Annotated in this window: 14 protein-coding genes; 1 reads left to right on the top strand and 13 read right to left on the bottom strand. The window is 47.5% G+C overall.

Annotation, left to right across the window (positions count from 1 at the left end):
- Nucleotides 1-37: 37 nt before the first annotated feature.
- The 9 genes from BMW79_RS13275 to BMW79_RS13235 form a co-directional block, all read right to left on the bottom strand.
- Nucleotides 38-427 carry a RidA family protein gene (locus BMW79_RS13275; protein WP_089895452.1) on the bottom strand — a complete coding sequence of 130 codons (390 nt, stop codon included), beginning with the start codon at nt 425-427 and terminating at the stop codon, nt 38-40.
- Between the two features lie 114 nt (nt 428-541).
- The gene (locus BMW79_RS13270) at nt 542-1,111 is read right to left on the bottom strand and encodes a Crp/Fnr family transcriptional regulator (protein ID WP_089895450.1); all 570 of its coding nucleotides are present in this window, start codon (nt 1,109-1,111) and stop codon (nt 542-544) included.
- A gap of 30 nt (nt 1,112-1,141) precedes the next feature.
- Nucleotides 1,142-1,690, bottom strand: a complete 549-nt coding sequence (locus BMW79_RS13265; protein WP_089895448.1) for an RNA polymerase sigma-70 factor — start codon at nt 1,688-1,690, stop codon at nt 1,142-1,144.
- A 79-nt stretch (nt 1,691-1,769) separates the two neighbouring features.
- On the bottom strand, nt 1,770-2,651 hold the full coding sequence (locus BMW79_RS13260; protein WP_143059148.1) for an SH3 domain-containing protein: 882 nt from the start codon (nt 2,649-2,651) through the stop codon (nt 1,770-1,772).
- A gap of 62 nt (nt 2,652-2,713) precedes the next feature.
- Nucleotides 2,714-3,829 (bottom strand): glycoside hydrolase family 76 protein, encoded by a 1,116-nt coding sequence (locus tag BMW79_RS13255; protein WP_089895445.1) that lies wholly within the window; start codon nt 3,827-3,829, stop codon nt 2,714-2,716.
- Between the two features lie 67 nt (nt 3,830-3,896).
- Nucleotides 3,897-5,693: a RagB/SusD family nutrient uptake outer membrane protein gene (locus tag BMW79_RS13250; RefSeq protein WP_089895443.1), complete on the bottom strand. Its 1,797-nt coding sequence runs from the start codon at nt 5,691-5,693 to the stop codon at nt 3,897-3,899.
- Nucleotides 5,694-5,711: 18 nt separating this feature from the next.
- Nucleotides 5,712-9,080, bottom strand: a complete 3,369-nt coding sequence (locus BMW79_RS13245; protein ID WP_089895441.1) for a SusC/RagA family TonB-linked outer membrane protein — start codon at nt 9,078-9,080, stop codon at nt 5,712-5,714.
- A gap of 75 nt (nt 9,081-9,155) precedes the next feature.
- A complete protein-coding gene (locus BMW79_RS13240; protein WP_143059147.1) occupies nt 9,156-10,091 on the bottom strand; it encodes a FecR family protein in 936 nt (311 codons plus the stop codon).
- 252 nt (nt 10,092-10,343) lie between these two features.
- A complete protein-coding gene (locus BMW79_RS13235) occupies nt 10,344-10,934 on the bottom strand; it encodes an RNA polymerase sigma factor (RefSeq protein WP_089895438.1) in 591 nt (196 codons plus the stop codon).
- Between the two features lie 418 nt (nt 10,935-11,352).
- Here BMW79_RS13235 and BMW79_RS13230 point away from each other — a divergent pair, with 418 nt between their 5' ends.
- Nucleotides 11,353-12,663, top strand: coding sequence for a sensor histidine kinase (locus tag BMW79_RS13230; RefSeq protein ID WP_089895436.1), 1,311 nt, complete (start codon nt 11,353-11,355; stop codon nt 12,661-12,663).
- Here BMW79_RS13230 and BMW79_RS13225 read toward each other — a convergent pair whose 3' ends face one another.
- The 4 genes from BMW79_RS13225 to BMW79_RS13210 all read right to left on the bottom strand — a co-directional run bounded on the left by BMW79_RS13225 (nt 12,664) and on the right by BMW79_RS13210 (nt 21,094).
- Complete coding sequence (locus BMW79_RS13225; protein ID WP_089895434.1) at nt 12,664-15,072, bottom strand: ABC transporter permease; 2,409 nt, start codon at nt 15,070-15,072, stop codon at nt 12,664-12,666.
- A gap of 202 nt (nt 15,073-15,274) precedes the next feature.
- Nucleotides 15,275-17,590 (bottom strand): S8 family serine peptidase, encoded by a 2,316-nt coding sequence (locus tag BMW79_RS13220; protein ID WP_089895432.1) that lies wholly within the window; start codon nt 17,588-17,590, stop codon nt 15,275-15,277.
- 304 nt (nt 17,591-17,894) lie between these two features.
- Nucleotides 17,895-19,691, bottom strand: a complete 1,797-nt coding sequence (locus BMW79_RS13215; RefSeq protein ID WP_089895430.1) for a TlpA family protein disulfide reductase — start codon at nt 19,689-19,691, stop codon at nt 17,895-17,897.
- Nucleotides 19,692-19,702: 11 nt separating this feature from the next.
- Nucleotides 19,703-21,094 (bottom strand): RagB/SusD family nutrient uptake outer membrane protein, encoded by a 1,392-nt coding sequence (locus BMW79_RS13210; RefSeq protein WP_089895428.1) that lies wholly within the window; start codon nt 21,092-21,094, stop codon nt 19,703-19,705.
- Between the last annotated feature and the right edge of the window lie 24 nt (nt 21,095-21,118).

The following is a 21,118-nucleotide window of genomic DNA, read 5'->3' as shown; positions in this document are numbered from 1 at the left end:
TAATGCCGGGCCTTGTTATACAGATTACTTAACTATATCACTTCACTACCGTCGCTTCAAATTCTACACACAGCGTTTCAAAAAGTGCATTCACTTCCAGCAAAGTGAGCGCCTGCTTACAACCATGCTTCGCCACCCACTCCCGTACAATATCAAAGTGACTAAAAAATTCTGCGGAAGAAGTGGTATAAATAGTTAACCTCACAATATTCCTGGATTCGTATCCCGCCTCACTGATTACCTGTTCCAGGTTTTGCAGCGCCAGAAGGATCTGGGTTTTCATATCGGCATTACTGGATTGTCCATCGGCATGCACTGCCGCCTGACCCGAACAATACAGGGTGCCCGCTGCCTGTTTTACTTCTACTGCCTGCACATAGCTCCGCTGATCCTGCCATTGCCAGGGATTGATCACTCTTGTTTCCATCTGTTGTTATTTTTTGATTGCACACGACCGGCACAACCGTGAATAAAAATTTGTACCCTGCAAAGGTGGGTACAGTCACACTTTTTTTGTGTGACAAACATCACAATTATTACATCAGGAAGAACGCCAGATCCGGCTGAGGGTTTCCCGGGAAACACCCAGGTAAGATGCCAGTAACGTTTTAGGTACCCGCTGAAACAGGGAAGGATAACGTTTCAGCAGTTGTTCGCAACGGTCTTTCGCGTTGGAGGTTAAGAATGATAAGATGCGCTGTTGCGATGCAATATGCCCTCCATTCGCTTTTTTAAGGAAAAAATGTTCCATTTTAGGAAGCCCTGCGCATAGCTTATCGTAGCCCTCCAGCGAAAGGCAGGCCACTTCCGTGTCTTCCAGGCATTGCAGCGACATGGTGGCTTTGGTTTGTGTGTAAAAGGCGAGGAAATCACTTTCCCACCAGTCTTCCATCGCAAAGGCGGCAATGTGTTGCTTTCCCTGGTCGTCGTTATGTACCAGCATCAACAACCCGGAGATAACGAAATAAGTATACTTCACGCTTTTTCCTTCCTCAATCAAGAACGCGCGCTTTTTATGTTGCTGCACGGTGAAGTGATCACTGACAAAGGCAAACTCCCCGTCTGTCAGCGGTACGATCTTTTCAATATGTTCCCGTAGTTTTTCCAGCATAAATACAGCTACCTCTTCAAAGATAGCCTATTATAAAATGACAGAAGTAAGGTATTGCATCATGGCGGCGCGTAAGTGTTTCAGGGCAGCGCCCATCTGGTTTTCAACGGTTTTCGGCGAAATATGGAGAATATCGGCGATTTCTTTATAACTCAGCTTCTCATTACGGTGCATCCGGTAAATGGTTTGCCGTTGCTGTGGCAATACCGCAATACTTTGCTGATATACGGCTTCCAGTTCTTTTGTGAGCAAAGGGTCGGTGGTAGCGTCTTCGAGGCCACTGTCTTCCAGCGTATCATAAGACACCACCACTTCTATTCTCTTCTTCCAGAGATTGATCACCTGATTACGGGCAATGGTAAAAAGATAGTTTTCAAAAGTTGCCGCAGTAATAATGGCTTTCTTCTCCCATACCTTTGCCAGCACCTCCATAGCGGTATCCTCCGCCCATACTTCATTTTTCAGGTAACGGATCGCATACCTGTGCAAACGGGGGTAGTAATGATCAAACACCACTTTAAAGGCAGGGTCATCACCCTGAAGCCATAACGAAACAGCGGGTTGTACTTGAACTGGCATATAATGGTAGCGAATTGCACCACAAAGTATAAAGGCTATATGAACTCAATGTTATTAAACCCGTTTAAAATGCCCCGCTTTACTTTCCAAGTTTTTTAAAAGTGCCGTTCACGCCATCCCAGCTGTATTTTTCGGATGATTCTTTCACCGACATGATAGGTTCTCCGTTCTTATCTACCTTTTCTGTTTCCTCCTCTTCGTGGATACTCAGGATAATCGTATCCGGCTGACCATTCTTTTCGCCGGGGAAAATAAAGGATTCACCGTGATAGTACACACCGGCATCGCCTACTTCTGTTCTGCCGGGCAGGCTCACCAGCCGGCCATCTTTCATCCAGGCAAAGTAATAGTAATCGGTAGGAACACCACAGGCCTCGCCTCCGAAACTAAGCGACACAATGTGCTGTACATTATTGAGACCTAATGCCGGCATTACTTTGGGATAGGAAAAACTGGAGCTTTCGCCCTCAAAGATTTTAAAGGTGGTGCTGGCAAGGATCGTGCGTGCCTGTACTACTTTCAGCTTTACGATATACTGGAATTGTTTTGTTTTATCAATAACGGTATCCACGCGACGATCATACGCATATACGAATTTGAGGTCGCCCCGGCGCATCGGTGAAAAGGAGATCAGTCCTTCCCATACGTAGCCTTCTTTCTCCACCCCATCTTTCTTATACTTAATTTTTATCCAGGGCAGGGTAATGCCCTTCAGGGTAAACATCTGTTTGGTCAGCAACTCCACAACGGTAATATCATCTCCTGCCAGCAGTGTGTCGATGGCCGCCTGCTTTGTATCCGGACTGATACGCACCATAGCGGTATCTGCAAAAATATAACGGCTGTCATCTTTGGACGCCAGCCAGGTGTTAAAAACATATTCCTCCTGTTCCTGGGCAAACACGGGCGCGCAAATGGAGGCTAACAAACAAGTCAGTACAAAAAACAACATCGTTCTCATGAGGTATATTCTGTTTTAAGGCGCAAAAATAGCGCTTTACCTCCTGAAAACGATGCGTTGTATTATTTTGCCGGCGGACAGATCTGCATCATGTACACCGCGCTGCTGGCTTCATAAGATTGCAGCACACCTGTTACGCAGGGAACTTTGTAGTTGCGGTAGGTCAATCCCCTTGTTACATCGCGGTTCCCCCAGGCAGCATTGATATTTTTCTGAATCCATGGCAGGAACTGCGGCTGCTTGCCATCGTTGATCAGCGCCATGATATACTGGCCGAAAATCGCTTTTAACACCCCTTGCTCATTCCAGTCGCCCTCCGCAGGCAGGATGCCATTTACATCGCTCATGGTTTTCTGTGTATACGTAGCGGCCAGCTTTGCCTGCTCCAGGTAAGACGCCGTACCGGTTTCCTTGTAAAGCATCACTGCAGCGCCAATAAAAGTACCCTGGTTGTAGGTATAATCCGACCAGCCTTTATTACCGTTTACGTTATTATCTGCCACACGGCCGGTGTTGGGATCGTACAGGTTATTAACGCCCCAGCTGTATACATCTTTTGCTTTCTGGAGATACGCAGCATCACCTGTACTTTTATACAAGGCCATGGCGGCGATTACAGTCGGGAAATTGATACAGGCATTTTTACCGCTGTGATTAAAATCCCAGAACATCCCTCCTTTCTCCGGATCATACGATCCTTCCCATACTCTTTTGAAACCTGAAACAGAAAGATCCAGGTAGTCTTTGTTCCCGGTCAACTGTTCCGCCCTGGCCAGGGAAATCACCCACCACATAATATCATCATAAATAAACCACTCTTTTGTATTGTTCCAGTTGTATTTATCATAACGGTTGTAACCACCCTGGAAAATATCGGTGATCCGTTGCAGATCTGCCGGATCTTTTGTACGCTGGTACACGTTCATGGCCATGTCCCAATAAATTGCCTGGGTCCAGATAGCACCGATGCCTTTCTTTTCAGTAGTGCTGTAATACAGTTTGTCGGATGTGCTATAGAAATACTGGTTAAAGTTGCTATACGCGGTGGCAGCGTCTTTGGTAGTGAAAGACACGCCGGTAGAAGGTCCGGGGCCAACAGGTTCATTCTTGGAACTACTTTTGGAACAGTTGCTGTTGAGCAACAGCGCCACTAACAGTAAACAGGTAATCTTCTTCATATAAAACGGTTAAAACCGGAAGCAGGCTGCTACTTCCCTGCTTCCGGCGGTGATGATTGCAATATATTTACCAGCCCGGATTCTGTACCAGCTGTTTGTCGTTATCCACGTCGTCTGCCGGCAATGGAAACAGGTAATGCTTTCTTTCAAATACGCGGGTTTCAAAAGACACTACTTTCAGAAAATCAGGCATATCTGATCCGATATTCAATCCGTAGATCGGACCATTTTCGGTTTGCTCGGCGATCTTCCAGCGGCGCACATCAAAGAAACGGTTATTTTCAAAAGCCAGTTCCACGCGGCGCTCCTTGCGGATCGCTTCCCGGATAGCTACTTGTCCGGCAGGTGCAGGCAATCCGGCAGCACCATACTGCGGAATACCGGCTCTTTCACGGATCAGGTTCACATATTTCAATGCATCCGGGTTGCCGGGATCTGCTTCGTTCACACATTCGGCATAGCTCAGGTAAATTTCCGCCAGGCGGATCAGCATCAGCGTACGACCGCCTACATCCCATTTGCCAAGCCCCTGCGCTTTACGCACAATATAACCCGTAGGACTGTAATCATTATTGCCCGTGGCTTTACCGGAATTGCCGTGATTGTAGATCCGGGTAACGATGTTGCCAAAAGATTTATTCAGCCAGGTACTGCCATCGTAGGTGATGTTCACATAAAAACGCGGCTCCCGGTTTACCCATTGGTTATAAATATTACTGGGGGCCGTTTCATTAGGCCCGGTAAAATCGGAATAACCGGTGGCTACGTAATTGGATAACGGATCATCGATGCTTCTGCCATTCTTCATAAAAAAGGCATCTACCATATTCTGCGTAGCACCCAGGCCACCACTGCCTCTTACATCACTGGAAGGCGCACCGCTATGGAAAGGCGTCATTTCATACTGCCGGGAATTCAATGAATTCGCCGGGCGGGCAAAAATAACTTCCGGATTCCAATCCGTCAGGAATACATCCCGGCAGGAAAGATAAGGATCATATTCTCCCTTTGCATTATTCTTCTTAAACAAATTATAGGTACCCGGTACAAACTGGTCCAGGAAAGCTTTGTAAGCGGCGGCAGCCAGTTTCCATTTATTGGGATCATTCGTTTGATTGATCAGCTGTTTGCCATCCTGGTTTTTCAGCGCTGCCATATCGGTGTTGCCGTTAAACAGCGGACTGGCGCTATACATCAGCGCATTGGCACGGAAAGCCAGGGCAATACCTTTGCTGATGCGGCCATATTCTTCATCGTTCCGGGGAATCACCGGCAGATCGGCAGCGGCTTTTTCCAGTTCGCTGGTTACATAAGCTACACATTCATCGAAGGAACTGCGGGGTACCTGTAAACTGGCATCCACCGGTACCGGCTTCTCCCCCATGAGTACAACGGGACCGTATATACGCATCAGGTAGAAATAATACATGGCGCGTAACGCGCGGGCCTCTGCTTTATATTGGGTAATGAGTTCCGGGGAAAGATCAGTGACTTTATCGGCATTGTCCATAAATACGCTGGCTGCGCGGATACCCCGGTAAAAGTTAGTCCAGTAGTCGCCCACAAAACCGGATTTGGAATCCCAGTTGCCGATGTTCACATTATTGGACTGTACAAAACTCCATACGTAATCGGCTTCATCGCAGCCACCTGTCCACAGTCCCCGGTTGTTGTAATCACCGGGATTACGCTGGCCAAATTCATCCGGGATACGGAGGTATACGTTGTTCAGGAATTTCTGCGCCGTGGCCCAGGTTCTGAAAGTTTCTTCAATTGTGAGCCGGTCGTCCGGCACCTGGTCGAGGTATTTCTTGCAGGAAGACAATAACACCATGCCCAGTAAAATATATAATAGCTTTTTCATGATCAGTTTCTTACGTGATTAAAATTTCAGGTTTACCCCCAGCGAAATAGTTCTGACATTCGGATAGGCGGAACCGTTATCCGTGTTCAGTTCAGGATCCCATAATTTAAACTTGCTGAAAGTAAGCAGGTTGATACCCTGTAAGTATACGGAGGAGTTCCGCACGCCTATACGCTGCAACAGGCTGGAAGGCAGGTTGTACGCGATCTGCGCCGATTTCAGCCGGATAAAGCTGACATCTTTCACCCACCAGGTGCTGTTCTGGGTATTGTTCACGTTCTCTGCTTCGCCATAGGCCAGTCGTGGATAAAACGCATCCTGCCTGGGGTTTTCCGGTGTCCAGCGATCGGTGGCAATGCTATAGGCATTGCTCTCTCCGCCACCGCCATTAAACGGTATGATGGCGCTGCCTTTCAGCATACGATCGGCATCCGAGATGCCCTGGAACAGGAAGCCTACGTTAAAACCTTTCCAGCCGAAGTTCATGCCAAAACCATACACCATTGCTGGTACATCGCCACGACCGATCTTTGTTTCATCAGCAGAGTTGATCTTACCATCGCCGTTCAGGTCTTTGTATTTAATGTCTCCTGGCTTGATCTGCGAGCGGGAGCCGGGTACCGCACTCTTGTCTATGTCTGCCTGATCTACAAACAATCCCTCTGCGATATAGCCATAGCGCGCCAGGATGTTATTGCCGCGATGATCCATCCAGGGATACAATTGTGGCGGACGGTCATCTTCCAATACCCTGTCTTTGTTCCAGGTAATATTACCACGCACAGCGATATCTACATTCCCGATGCGGGCGCTATATTCCAGGTTAGCGTCCAGTCCTTTGTTCTCTACAGCGCCGAGGTTACCATACTGCTGATTATCCAGTCCCATGAAATCCACATTGGAAGCGCGTTGCAGGAAGATACCCGTGCGATGCTCCTTAAACACATCCACATTGATCAGCAAACGGTCGTTCAGCGTACGCAGTTCTATACCCAGATCCTGTTTATTGGAAACAGACCAGCGTACATCCGAGGCATAGCGGGTAATACTGATTCCTTTTCCTTCATTAAATCCTTTTCCAAACGTATAGCCGCGATCGTTATCATTGAGTTTGGTGATATAAAGAAAGCGCTCTTCGGCACTACCTAAACCGGTATTACCATTGGAGTAGCGGAACTTCAGGAAAGACACGGCATTTTTAAAGTTCTGGAAGAACTGTTCATTGGAAGCTACCCATGCCACACCGATAGCAGGGAAAAATCCATAACGGTTTTCCGGTGCAAATAATTCAGAACCGTTATACCCGAAATTAAATTCTGCAAAGTAGCGGTCGTCATAGGAATACGCCGCTTTACCCGCCAGCCCGAGATACCGCTCCGGAATGGAGTTGATAAAATCGCCTGCCAGGGTATTGGTTTTATCGCTGGAGTAAAATAATCCCAGGCCGGTAACACGGTGTTTTCCAAAAGCACGGTCGTAGTTTACTGCGGCTTCTGTATAAAACTGGCGGTTGGTCTGACGGTCGCCATCATTCTTGTCAAATCCCAGGTATTGATTACCTACAAAGGTTTTCAGAAGATTCAGCGTGCCATCCGGTTTGTATGGATTATTCATATCCGGGAAGTAGGTATCCTCACGTTTGGAACGGGTAATGTAATTCTGGTTGAATACATCAAAGGCAAACATGGCGGTAACGGATAAACCTTCCGTCAGTGATTTCAGATCCTGTGTAGCGCGGATATTGGAATACAGCTGGTTCCTGAATTCATTGCGGTATCCTCTGCGGGTAAGGTCTGCATAAGGATTACGGAAACCGCCGTTAGCTGAGCGGCCCGGCACAAAGCCACCGGGATACATGACCGGGTATACGACCGGCGACGCATCCATCGCGCTCTGGAAAATATCGTGGGTGCTGATGCCGGGATAGTTACCGTTGGAGAAATAGCCTTGCAGGCCTACGTCCAGCTTGGTGGACTTCGTCACTTTCAGGTTTAAGTTCGACGTAAAATTATAGCGGTTGTATTTTAAGGAAGAGTTGTATTTCTCCAGGTCGTCTGTTTTCAGGAAGCCACTTTCGTTGTAGTATCCCAACGATACATAGTACTGTGCATTTTCCACACCGCCGCTGGCATTCAGGTTAGCGCTGCGGGTATGTCCATATTTATTGAACACCGCATCCATCCAGTTTACATTTGGATACAGCAGCGGATCTTCGCCACTCTTTGTTTTGGCAATGGTTTCTTCAGAGAATACCGGATTGTGATTGCGGGTAGTAGAGGCTTCATTGGCGAGATTCATGTAATCAATACCATTGAGCATTTCAGGCCGTTTGGTAAAGGAGTTCACGCCTTCGTTGTAATCAAAATAGATCTGTGGTTTTCCTACCTTCCCTGTTTTTGTTTTCAGGAGGATGACGCCATTGGCGCCGCGCACGCCATATACAGCCGTACCAGCCGCGTCTTTCAGGATAGTAAAGGACTCTATGTCTTCCGGTGAAATGTTGTTGATAGAACGTTCCACACCGTCTACCAGCACCAGTGGCGTAGCTTTGTTACCACCGCCAAAGGTAGAGATACCACGGATCCAGATATCGGCGCTGCCTTTACCGGGTTCACCGGAACGCTGTACACCCACTACACCGGCAATACGGCCAGCCAGCATAGAAGAAATGTCGGATGCGGGTTGTTTGAATTCAGCGGGGCGGATGGTCGACTGCGCACCAACCAGGCTGACCTTACGCTGCGTACCAAAGCCTACTACGGCCACTTCACCGAGCGATTTGCTGGCTACTTTCAGTTGTACGTTGATGGTGGTTTGACTACCGGCTACGATCTCTGTTGTTTCATAACCGATGAAACTGAATGCCAGTACATCCGTGGGGGTATTGACAATGATTTTGTAACGGCCGTTGGCATCGGTGGTGGTCATGGTGCTGACGCCTCTCACGGCTACGCTTACACCGGGCAGTGGTTTGCCGTTTTCATCCTTGATCACACCGGCTACTACTACCTCCTGACGGCTGCCGGTAGCGGCTTTCGGGGTAGTAAGTTTGCTGATGACAACGATATCATTTACTTCTGCAAAGCCGAGTGATTTATGCTGCAGTAATTTTTCGAGCACGTTATCCAGTCGCTCGTTGGCACAGGAAAAACGATCAATGGTGTAAGTACTGAGCAATTGCCGGTCGTACGCAAAATTGATTTTGGTACGGCGATGCAGTTCTTTGATGGCAGACTCCAGGCTTCCGCCTTTCAATGCGATCGTAACGGTTGTTTCCTGCAGGATTTGTCCCTGGCCGGCGTATACCGGCAGTATCGCAGGCACACACGTCAGGCTCAAAACGACTACAAGTAGCCGCTTTCTGAAATTTTTTACAATTTTCTTCATACGTGGTTAGGCGTTAATTGTTAGAAGGTTCCATTTACGTGGTTTAAGCGATTAGCTTTGGTTTTACATTGTTTATTATTCGTAGATAACAGTGTGCTGGTTGATCATCCGTACCTGCAGATGGTGGATCGCCGCCAGCACCTGTGCTGCTTTTGCGGGCTCCATATCTGTCGGCATTTCTGTGGTATACCTGGTGGTTCTTACATGTTCCTGTGTAGTGGTGATAGTAATACCGAAGTTCTTTTCCATCAATACCACCATATCATTGAACGTAACGTCATTAAAAATCAGGCGGCCTTCTTTCCAGCCTGGTTGTTGTTCATCCACAGGAGATACTTTCAGTTCTCCGCTGATTTTATTATAGACCAGTTCCTGGTCGCGCTCCAGCACCTGTGCCATGCTTCCTTTGCCGGCTACCTTTACTTTACCGGACATTACGCCGATGCTGAGTGTATGCACATCTTTATATGCGGATACATTAAAGGAGGTACCGAGTACGGTCGTTTGCAGGGGGCCGCTTTCCACGATGAAGGGGATATCCGGATTGGTGTTCACGTCGAAGAATACTTCTCCGTCGAGCAGCTGGAGTTTTCTTTTCCTTTGGAGTTGATCAGGGATACGGATAGTAGAACCGGCATTCAATACGATCACGGATCCATCGGCGAGGCGGATAGTTTTTCGTTCACCCGTGCGGGTAGCGTAGGTGGTATAGGTGTCGGCAGAACGGATAGCCAGGAAATATCCTGCGGTTCCGGCGCCGGCGAGGAATAAAACCGCAGCAGCAGCCCGTTTCCAGCCACGGGTAAGATAAAACGTTTTAGCGACGATAATTTGCGGCTGGATATGGAGCCACATTTCCCGTTTTACCTGTTGCTGTTCCGCTTCGTCCATTTGTGGTAATGGTTCGGCATCGAACGACTGGTACCAATCTTCTATCGCATGGTTTTCGGTGCCGGAGCCCTGCCCCAGCATGTACTTTTTAAAAAGCTGTCTGATTTTACTGACTTCCACTACGCTCGATTTTATTACTTATCTCAAAAAATAATGTCTGGTACTAGTCCGGTTAAAAAAATATTTTTCCTCCGGGAGATGGAGAGCCATAGGTAGCTATGGATGTGGTCAAACACCCGTTGCCTCCGGGTGTACAAAGCATTGGATGGCAGTTCCGTGGCTATACGAAAGCAGCCGGGTGGCGGGTGCACAGTTTTCCCAAAAAGCGGGCGTGGCACCGGCAGCACAAGGAAAAATAAGCCGCTATGCGGACTATTGTTGATGAGGGAACTGGAAGAAAAGGTAGATCAATACCAATGTCCAATCTCCCGTGGAAGAAGCTTTCAGTGAGGTACGCAGCCTTTTCAGGGCGTCTGTCAACTGGTTCTTCACGGTTTGTTCTGAAATGTTCAGCGTTTTGGCAATATCAGCAATGGTGTAATCGTCTTCGCGGCTAAGCCGGAAGATCTGTTGCATTCTGGTTGGCAGTTTGCCGATCTCGGTTTCGATGCTGGCTTTTAGTTCTTTGGTTTCTAATGTATCTGTTGCTATATAATCGTCAAAAGTGTCAAAAAATCCCGCTTTCTTAATTTCCGCAGCGCTAAAGGCATAATGGCTGATCACCCGGTAACGGATGGCGGTAAACAGGTACCGGCCCAGGTCTCCCTCCTGTGTTACACGGATCTCATTCCTTCTGCGCCATAGGGTAATCATGACCTCCTGTACAATATCTTTGGCTTCGTCTTTATCCACGCGCTGACATGCCTTTAAATAAAGGGCCTGCCAGTATTTATCATAGATAGATTCAAAAGCAGCTGTGTCGTCTCTTTGTATCAGCTGTAATAAGTCTCCATCACTCCTCATTTTTGTGGCGCATATTAAAAAGTGGATGAATACCTCTTTATCTTTTCCGTGGCCGAAAATTAATGATAATTATTATAGCTTTCCCTGTTTTATAAAATGCATTTAGCAAAAAGCATGAAAAGAGAGGACAGCAGGTACTGAGGTATCCTCCGGAGACTTCCCGTTAAAACAGCCGGATCACTGGCAAATATCAATTAACATTTCATTAACACATCTACTTGAATACAATATGACGCAAATGGCGCGGATATTGCTTCTCCCAACAATCATCTTTGATTTTGCCGGCCCTGTCTTCTTTTCAAAGAAAAAATGACAGGCAGAAAAGCAAAAAAAAATGATGACATTACAATCATATGATTTTATCCTGAGCCCGGCATTTTCACTGTGAATAGCAGTTGTTTTTGCTTAAATTAGTAACATGTCAATAACCGGAACCACAACAATGTCCCAACGGGTGAAACAGTTCTTAAACTTTCTGATAGGTGACCCTCAGCTGTTTACACTAGAAAACCGAATATTCAATGCGATATGTGCGATTTCCCTCTTTATCATTGCCATTAATGTTCCTTACAATTACATTACCGGTCTTACTGTTACCTCGCTGATCTTTGCGTTCCTCGTAGTGGCCTTTTCCTTTATCTATTTTTTATCCAGGTACCGGAAAAAGGTAGATATCAGTATAGTCATTGCCGTGATCGTGATCAACGCCATGTTTGGTATCAACTATTTCTATAGCGGGGGCATACAGGGCGCCTCCCTCCTTTCCTTTACCCTGTCTTTTTTCCTGGCCATGCTGATTTCCCCTCCCAAACAATACTACTGGTGGCTGGCACTGAACCTGCTCACCGTACTCGGATTAATTGCCTGGGAATATTATCATCCTGCGTCTGTGGAAGCCGTATATAAAACCAGGAGAGACATCTTTGCAGATATGACGCCTACCTACATCATCAATGTAGCTGTTATTTTCATAGGCACTGTATACCTGAAAAATGCCTACAACAACGAAAAAAAGAGAGGAGAAGAAAAAACGCGCTCACTGGAGATGATGAATACAGAAAAGAGTAAACTCTTTTCCCTCATCTCCCACGACCTTCGTAACCCGCTGGCAGCGATCCAGTCTTACCTGCAACTGATGCGGGAAATAGAACTGGACCCCGAAAATAAAACACAGATAGAAACTGAATTACTCTATGTGGTCAACAGCACCCAGGAAATGCTGTACAATATACTCGTGTGGTCTAAAACACAGATGGATGGCCTGAATGTAAACCTTATCCCCGTGGATGTGGCCTCTGCTATTCATCCTATTCTGAAGATCAATAAAATGGCGGTATCTAAAAAGAAAATTGCACTGGATACCAATATCGACGCATCTATCAAAGTAATGGCGGATATCAACATGTTGCAACTGATTGTCCGTAACCTGCTGGGAAACGCCGCCAAGTTCACCCCATCGGGCGGTACCATCTTTATCAAAACCAGCAGGTCAGGCGATAAATGCCTGATTGAAGTGAAAGACAGTGGTGTGGGTATCGACCTGGCGCGACAGGCAGATATTTTCTCCCTGAAAGTACGCTCTACCTTCGGTACAGATAACGAAAAAGGCATCGGCCTGGGACTGTTCCTCTGTAAAGAATACACCACCGCACAACAGGGAACCATCTGGTTTGAAAACAACCTGGAAGGCGGCAGCTCCTTCTACCTGGAACTACCGCTCGCCAATTAATTACTCTGCTTTCAGACTTCTTACAGGGTTCGCCATCGCCGCCCTGATAGCACGATAGCTCACGGTTAACAACGTAATCATGATTGCAATAAACGCGGCCAGCGCAAAAGTGGTCCAGCTCATCTGTACCTGGTAGGCAAAGTTTTGCAGCCACCGGCTCATCATATACCAGGCCAGCGGCGTAGCAATAACAATCGCTATTCCTACCAGTTTCAGGAAATCTTTTGATAACAGCGCCACAATACCCGTTACCGAAGCACCCAATACCTTGCGGATCCCTATTTCCCGGGTACGCTGCTCTGCGGCATAAGTAATCAGCCCGAACACGCCCAGCGAAGCTATCAGCACCGCCAGTACCGCAAAGGAAATAAAGATCTTACCTGTGCGCTGCTCCGACAAATACAGGCGGTTGAAATTATCATCAAGGAAAGAATACACGAATGGTTGTCCACCCATACCCGGCTGCGACTCATATGCACTTTTGATCTTCGCAATCAATCCCGGGATATTGCTGGTATGAATACGGAAGGCCATATTACCGGGCGAATTTTGCAACCGGAAGATGATCGGTGGGATTTTGCTTTTTAAGCTACCCGCGTTAAAATCCCGGACTACACCAATTACCTTCAAAGGACGATCAGTATACAGGTATTTCTCATTCAGGTCGTTAAATCCGAGCAAACGCGCTGCTGTTTCGTTGACCAGCAAAGCAAAAGTATCCGAAGGCATATCGGGTGAAAAATTGCGGCCGCTGGCCATCTTCATCCCCATGGTATTAATATAATCCGCATCTACATACCATTCCGGGAAACCACTTACCTGACCATTGCTATGCGCCGCATCCCTGGAATAAATGCTGGTGTTCTGACGGATGTCTGTAGGAAGAGAAGCCGTCATCGTACCCGATTCCACACCGGGAATAGCCAGTACCTGGTTTTTAAAACTGCCGGCATGCGTCCACAAAGATTGCGTATTCCCCAATACCAGCACCTGTTCACGGTTATAGCCCAGTTTCTTGTTCCGTATAAAATTCAGCTGATTGTTGATCACTAATGTACCTACAATCAGTAAAATGGCAGATGCAAACTGGAATACCACCAGGCTGTTTCGCAGCCAGCTACCTTTGAACCCACTGTTCAGTTTTCCCTTCAACACTTTGATCGGTTCAAAACCCGACAAGAAAAAAGCGGGATAACTGCCTGCCAGGAAACCAATCACAATCGTGGTAACAAGGAGAAAAGGCAATGCCCACACAAAATAAGCAGCTTCCAGCCGGATATGCTTGTCCGCCAGCTGATTCAGGTAAGGCAACAACAATACGGTGAGTGCCAGGGCCAGTATCAGCGCAAAAAAGGTAGTCAGCGTAGATTCTGTCAGGAACTGGAAGATAAGCGAAGTACGCTGTGAGCCCAGCACTTTCCGCACCCCTACTTCTTTGGCACGGCCAGCAGCGCGGGCGGTCGACAGGTTCATAAAGTTGACGCAGGCGATCAGCAAAATAATCACGCCTACAGCAATAAAGATATATACATATTGAATGTTCCCGGAAGGTTCTGCTTCATCCGCTAAAGGTGATTGCAGATGGATTTTTGTCAATGGCAATACGTTATATCCAAAGTGGCCACCGGCTTTTTCCAGGTCAGCAAAACTACTGCCCGTCATCTTTTGCAACGGTCCTTCCATGTACTTCTTCGTGGCAGCGTTCACATAACTTTGCAACTGCTCACCTGTAGCGCCTTCCCGCATGAGTACATAGGTGGCATAGTTATCAGACATCCAGTTACCATCTACCCGGCTGTCTTCCAGTTCAGACATGGCCCGCACAAAATCGAAATGCAGATGTGATTGATCCGGTACATCTTTGATTACACCGGTAATCTGGTAAGTGTTCACGTTATCGGTCTGTAAGGTTTTCCCTACTACATCGGTGCTGTTGAAATACTTCAGCGCCATCTTTTCGGAGATGACCATGGTATGTGGTTCCCTCAACGCCGTTTTCGGGTCGCCGGCAATCATCTTTAAACTGAATACATCAAACAGGGTGGAATCCGCAAAACTGGCATTGTGTTCTATCAGCGTGGTATTATCTTTCTTTACCAGGATATTTCCCTGGCGGATAAACCTTACATAATTCTCTACGTTCGGGTTATCTGCCTGCAGCACCGGTCCCAACTGCCCCGGGGCATATCTCTCCTTAAATGCAGCACCATTCACAAAGAAATCCGCGTTAATACGGTAAATCCTGTCGGCTTTCTGATTAAAACGGTCGTACCGCAATTCATCCGTCACAAATAAAGTGATCAGTAAGCAGGTGGTCAGACCAATAGCCAGACCGAAAATGGTGATAGCCGAAAATGCTTTGTTTCTCCAAAGATTCCGGAGCGAGATATTGAAGTAATTCCTGAACATATGATGACGTGGTCTAATTGAATGCCGGAAACGGGCGTTATTGATAACCAATGTATTAGGCACCTATCATGATGACAATTTGCCCGTTTTCAATACAACAGGTGTCCGATTCCGGTCATCATCTCCAAGGTAATCATCTTCCCATAAAAAAAGCCGTACAGATCAGGGGATCTGCACGGCTTACAGCATGGACCTTATAATATCAATGCCTGATTACAATTTGTCGCTCGGTTCTTTGTCCGCCCTGGTACAAATGCAAATAGTAAGTTCCTTCCGGAAGATTGCCGGTATCAAAAGTGATGGTGGCATCGCTTTCCTTTATTTTTGAAGAACGGATCAGCCATCCTTTCTCATTATACAGTTTCGCTTCCAGCGTATTGTCTGGTGCCGCTGCTGCAACTTTTGCATTCACAGCAGGTGTTACTACACCGTTCTTTATAAACAGCTGGCTGCTCACCGGGTTCGGATATACCGTAACATTGGCCATCAGACTGGACGGACAAGGACTGTATACCAGTCCCCCGTTGGACATGGAGGTTTGTCCACATGCATCCGTATAGGTCACATTTACATAACCGCCGCCTTTTACGGTAACAAAGGTGGAAGAACTATTGGGGCTGCTGATATAAAATTCTCCACTGGCGTTGGGATCTGCTGCCCATTGCCAGTTGCTGGCGCTGGAAGAACTTGGCGTAGCGATCAGCTCCCAGGTAAGCCGGCCATCATAGCAGGTACCTGCCTGGCGAACCTCTATCGAAGAATTGGATCCCAGTACCAGCGATTTACCTGCCTGGTAAATACCGTTTATCGTTACATTCAGTGGGGTATATCCCTGAGAAAAACGTGTAACCGTAGCCGTTGCCGACGAAGGGGTTACAGATGCATAGTTGGTATTACTCACCGTCCACGCGTAGGTGGCATTAGGCGGTGCATTCCCTACGGTATAATTAGCCGTAGTGGTGCAGAAAGCATCCGGCCCTATAATATAAGGGAGGCTCTTTTGAATGGCATTGTATGCGTTCAGTCTGCCTGCACCAAAATTAGTGGAGTTATTCATGGGTGTAGCGCTGGTGAGAATAGCGGTTTTCACCTGGGCTTCTGTGAGGTGCGGACTAACAGATAAAATCAGGGCAGCTACGCCCGCTACCTGCGGACAAGCAGCAGAAGTACCACCAAAATTGGTCACATAATTTCCCGCATTGCCACCATTGGTACCCATACGATCGAGCGTGTATACGTCGCCGTTACCATTCACATCTCCGGTGGGAGCTACAATGGAAGGACTATTGGGACTGTAATACCAGCGGGCGCCGGATTTATTGATAGCGCCTACAGAAATGACACCGGACACATTAGCAGGATAGGCTACAGAAGAAGCACTGCCATTCTGGAAATTACCAGCCGCAAACACCACTACCGCGCCCCTGTTGCCCCGGCCCTGTGTTCGGGCCGCCGTAATAGCCTGTGTGATGGCATCTGCCGGTAAACCTCCTCCCCAGGAACAACTCAATACATCTGCATTTCCCTGGGTGGCTGTCCACGCCCAGTTGATACTGCCCGCAATATCGCCGGCACTGGCAGCAGCGCCATTGAAGCCGTTAAAAATATTCACAGGCACAATCTGGCAATTGGAACACAGTCCGGCAATACCTATGTTGTTATCACGGGTGGCACCAATGATACCTGCACAGGCTTGCCCGTGCGCCTGCGTGGTGCTTGACTGCGCACCGGTGCCAAATCCACCGGCCGTGAAACCTGCTACCAAACGGGTTCCCAGCTCTTCATGTGCATCTACGCCATCATCAATGACGGCCACGCGGATCACATTGTTGGCCGCATTGGCAGGCAGATTATTGAACGCAACGTTTGCGTCAATGTCGATGTTGGCAGTACCGCCGGTCTGACCATAGTTATCTAAATAATATTGATTGTTATAAAGCGGATCATTGGTACTGGGTTTGAAATCGGAGAAGAAGTCCGGGTGACACCATTTTACCAGCCCACTCTCATACAGGCGGTTAGCGATCGCCAATACGCTATCCAGGTGCGCTGCGGTTACGTGCACCGTTTTATAGCGGTCTTCATACTGCCTCGTGATAGCCTGTTTACCCAGAAAATTAAGAACGTCCTGCGGTGTTTTTCCATCTGCCGGTTCATACAAAATATTACCGGTCAGGATAAAGGGAGATTGCAACGCAGTATGCGCATATCTTGCTTCCGTTTTTTTGCCGGTGGCAGCAGCAAGATCGGCAGTCACCTCTTTGAGCGCCACCTTGCGATGATACTTAATCACCAGCTGCTGCGAGTCTGCGTGATCGACCGCCACACCGGGTTGCGCCAGTGATTTAAAGCGGGCGGCTGCACTTTTCAATTCTGCAGTGGTGGCCGTTTTAATAATGACCGTAGTGGAATCTGTTTTCAGTGGAATCTTTTTACCGGAAGACCAGTAATAATCATTTTGAGCACAGAGGTGTAGGCCGCTTCCTATAAGGAGCGCCAATAGTAGAGTTTTCTTCATACAAAAAAGGATGTTTGGGTTACATTATTGGTTTGAATATTTAGGTTAAATATTGAGTACCGGTGGAATCAATTTTCTACGGGATAGTATTTCTACAGACAGATCAATGGCTCAGGGTCTACACTATATAAATATATTCACTTTAAAAGAAAAATGCAAATTATTTTATCGTGTGTTGCAAATAAAAGGCAGGACCCCAAACCCATTTACTGCCGCTATATTTCAGTGTGATTACTTACATAACAAACGGGCCGTTTGAAAGAACAACTGTTCCTCAAACGGCCCGCAATATAAATGGTTGACCTTAATCCTTTAATAACAATTCCAACTGTTGTTTCAGCTTCTCTTCCACTTCCGGCCCTTCAAATCCGATGTTGACGAACTGAATGTTTCCTGCTTTATCGATCAGGTAGGAAGCCGGAATAATATTAAACCGGAATTTATCTCCTATGGCTGGATCGGTATTATAATACACCGGGAAAGTATATTTTTTATGACCACTCCATCCCTGAGCATCTGCCAGGGTATTTTTAGCACCGCTGTTAATGATCATGAATACCACATCCGGATGTTGTTTGTACTGATCATACAATCTTTGCAGATAGGGCATCTCCTGCATACATGGAATGCACCAGGTAGCCCAGAAATCAATCACAACAATCTTTCCTTTCAATGAGGCAGCGGTTACCGGTGTTCCCTTCATATCCACGAAAGAAGTCAGTGGAGGGGCTGGTTTATTGATCCGTTGTTTACGTACCTTATCTTCCAGCAGCTTTTTCCGGAAAGTTTGCAGTGCGGTAAGTTTTGCCGTGTTGTTGGTAGCCTGGTAATATTGCGCTGCATTATCGAGCGTTTCTTTATCGGCGTACGCATCTACTGCCTGCGCCATGTGTTTATCGGCTGCCATTAACTGGCTCTGCTTCATGGCAATCAATCCGAGGATCGACGATAAATGGCGACTGGCTTTGTTGTATACCGCGTTCCTGGTGCTGTCGTCCGCATACGGATAGATATAACCTGTTTCCGGGAAAAAGCGGATCACGCCTACCGGGTACGTTCGTACGCTGTCGAGCGCGCGCTGGGCATAACCACGGGCGCTATCGAGCGAAAGACTGTTATCCAGCAGGGTTTGTGCAATACTTTGCCAGGTAGGCGCCTGGTAAGGGTTTTCTTTTCCGGTAGTGAGGAAACGGGCATGGTACAACGCTTTGGCGCTGTCTTTTTTTGCCGCGTAATACTGGAACAGGATGTCATGCATTTCTGTAAAAGAGCCGCTGTTGGCAGGTGTTTCGTCCAACAGTTCTTTCTCAAAAAACACGATCTGGTCTGCGGTATCTTTTCCTTTGGCGCGCACACCGGTGAGCAGATCACGACCCAGCTCAGAGTGCGGATAGCGCTCCATCACCACGCGCCGGATAGAATCCAGACGGGTATTTTCACCGATGATGAGGTAACCCATGGTCACCTTGTTCATATTGCCGCTGTTGGTAGGCGCTGAATTAAACCGGTCCGCGATCACCTGGTGCGCTGCACCTCTCAGCTTTTCTTTTTCCTTTACGGTACCGGCCTTGTTTATTTCGTAGGTCAGTAACCGTAATTTTGCTTCGTAGTTGTCCGGGTAGCGGGCCAGCTCCTTTTTATACAATGCTGCCTGTTTGTCCGCCAGTAAGGGAGATTTCCCCATTTGTGCGCTCAGGCTATACGCTTTATACAACGAGGCATCCTTTACGGGTATTTTGTTAGTATAAACAGGTATTTCATAATGCTGGTCCTTTGCCGGCTGGTCAATGGCTTCACCGCTTTCCAGGTAAAAGGTAGCATATACGGTATAGTCGGCCAATACAAAAGAAGCTTTCCATTTATCTCCTTCCCGATGCATGTTCATTCTCCAGGGCTGATTATAAAAATTGGAATAGGAGAATACCATTGTCACCGCATTGGCGGCAGCCGGGATACCAGCTCCCGGCGCCGACGGATCGTAAGTAACCGTTACCGTTTCCCCGCGTTGCGGGTAAGCAGGTGTGATCACTACCCGTTGCTGTGCTTGTCCTTTACTGAAAGCAAGGGCCAGCAGTAAAAGCAGTATTGTGAATGGCTTCATATCTTCTACGGTTATTTGTACCCTTCGTTTTGGGTCAGGTTAACATTGGTTCTGATGGCATCAGAAGGAATCGGGTACAGGGTATCGGTTGGTTGCCAGTTGGCGCCTTTGAGTGGTCCCAGTACCGCATCTGATCTTTTGGTACGTTTCAGATCGAACCAGCGGTGGCCCCACTCTGCAAACAGTTCCACTTTGCGCTCCTGTTCTACCGCCAGCAGCAGAGCCGGTTGTGTAAGACCGGTAGCAAGATCCTTTAACCCGGCACGTTCGCGGATAGCATCGAGATCATCGCGGCCAGCATCAAGTTTGCCTTGCTGAATACGCGCCTCTGCGCGGATCAGGTATTGTTCCGCTATTCTCATCACCATAGAATACTCCGTAATAGTACCTGCTGTACCCAGACGTATTTTATATTTATACGGGAAATAGTAAGTGGCGCCGGCGGTTGTTTTTCTGAAACCGGTCCAGTTGGCGAGGCGAAGGTCATTCGGTTCAAATTTCCGGATCAGCTGTAGTGTATCCAGTCTGAATAAAGCCGTAGCAGTAGCATTGGGAGGAGTAGAAGTAAATCCTTCCCAGGTATTGCGGCCACCACTCACGTTTACCGGCTGCAATTGCCAGATGGCTTCCTGGCTGTTGGCCAGGAACGCGGTGTTCAGATCTTTCACCAGGGTATAACGGCTATCGCCGATCACCAGTGATGCCGTAGATTCTGCCAGCGCCCATTGCTGATTATACAGGTAGGTTCTTGCCAGTAAAGCATTAGCTGCTGCTTTATTCGGACGTAAGCGCAAACCGGTAGGATACGCATCACCCATCAGTGCCACGGCCTGTTTCAGACCACTGATAATAGTGTCGTATACTTCTGCTCTTGGAGCACGGGGCTTTACGCCATTCACTTTATAATCCGTTCCGGTAATCATCGGCACATCGCCATACATATTCACCAGGTAAAAATACAGGAAGGAACGGGTGAAGTAAGATTCACCCAACAACTGATTTTTCACAGCAGGCGTCAGCCCGGTAGCAGCAGAAAGGCCTTCAATACAGGCATTCATCTGGTATACATAGCTGTAAATATCCGCAAACATCCTTTGTACAAAGGTGCTGCTGGGCAGTAACCGGTTTTCGCGGAATACATCATAATCTGCGTAGCTGGCATAGTAATACATTTCATCCGACTGCATGGAAGGCAGGTAATTTCCCAGCACATTGGCAAACTGGTAGTTGAATGCGTTCATGGTGCTGTACAGGCCGGTAACGGCTGCCGTAGCGGTTTTATCATCCGTAAAAACCAGTTCGGATACCAGTTCATTCTTTGGTAACGGCGTGTCTACATATTTTTTGCAGGAAGCAGCACTTATGAAAATCAGGCCGACTAATAATATATGAATACGTTTCATGTTAATCCTTTTATTAACTGCTGA

Source organism: Chitinophaga arvensicola (assembly GCF_900110835.1).
Classification (GTDB): domain Bacteria; phylum Bacteroidota; class Bacteroidia; order Chitinophagales; family Chitinophagaceae; genus Chitinophaga; species Chitinophaga arvensicola.
The sequence above is the reverse complement of the archived record's forward strand: the minus strand, read 5'-3'. Positions and strand labels throughout refer to the sequence as shown.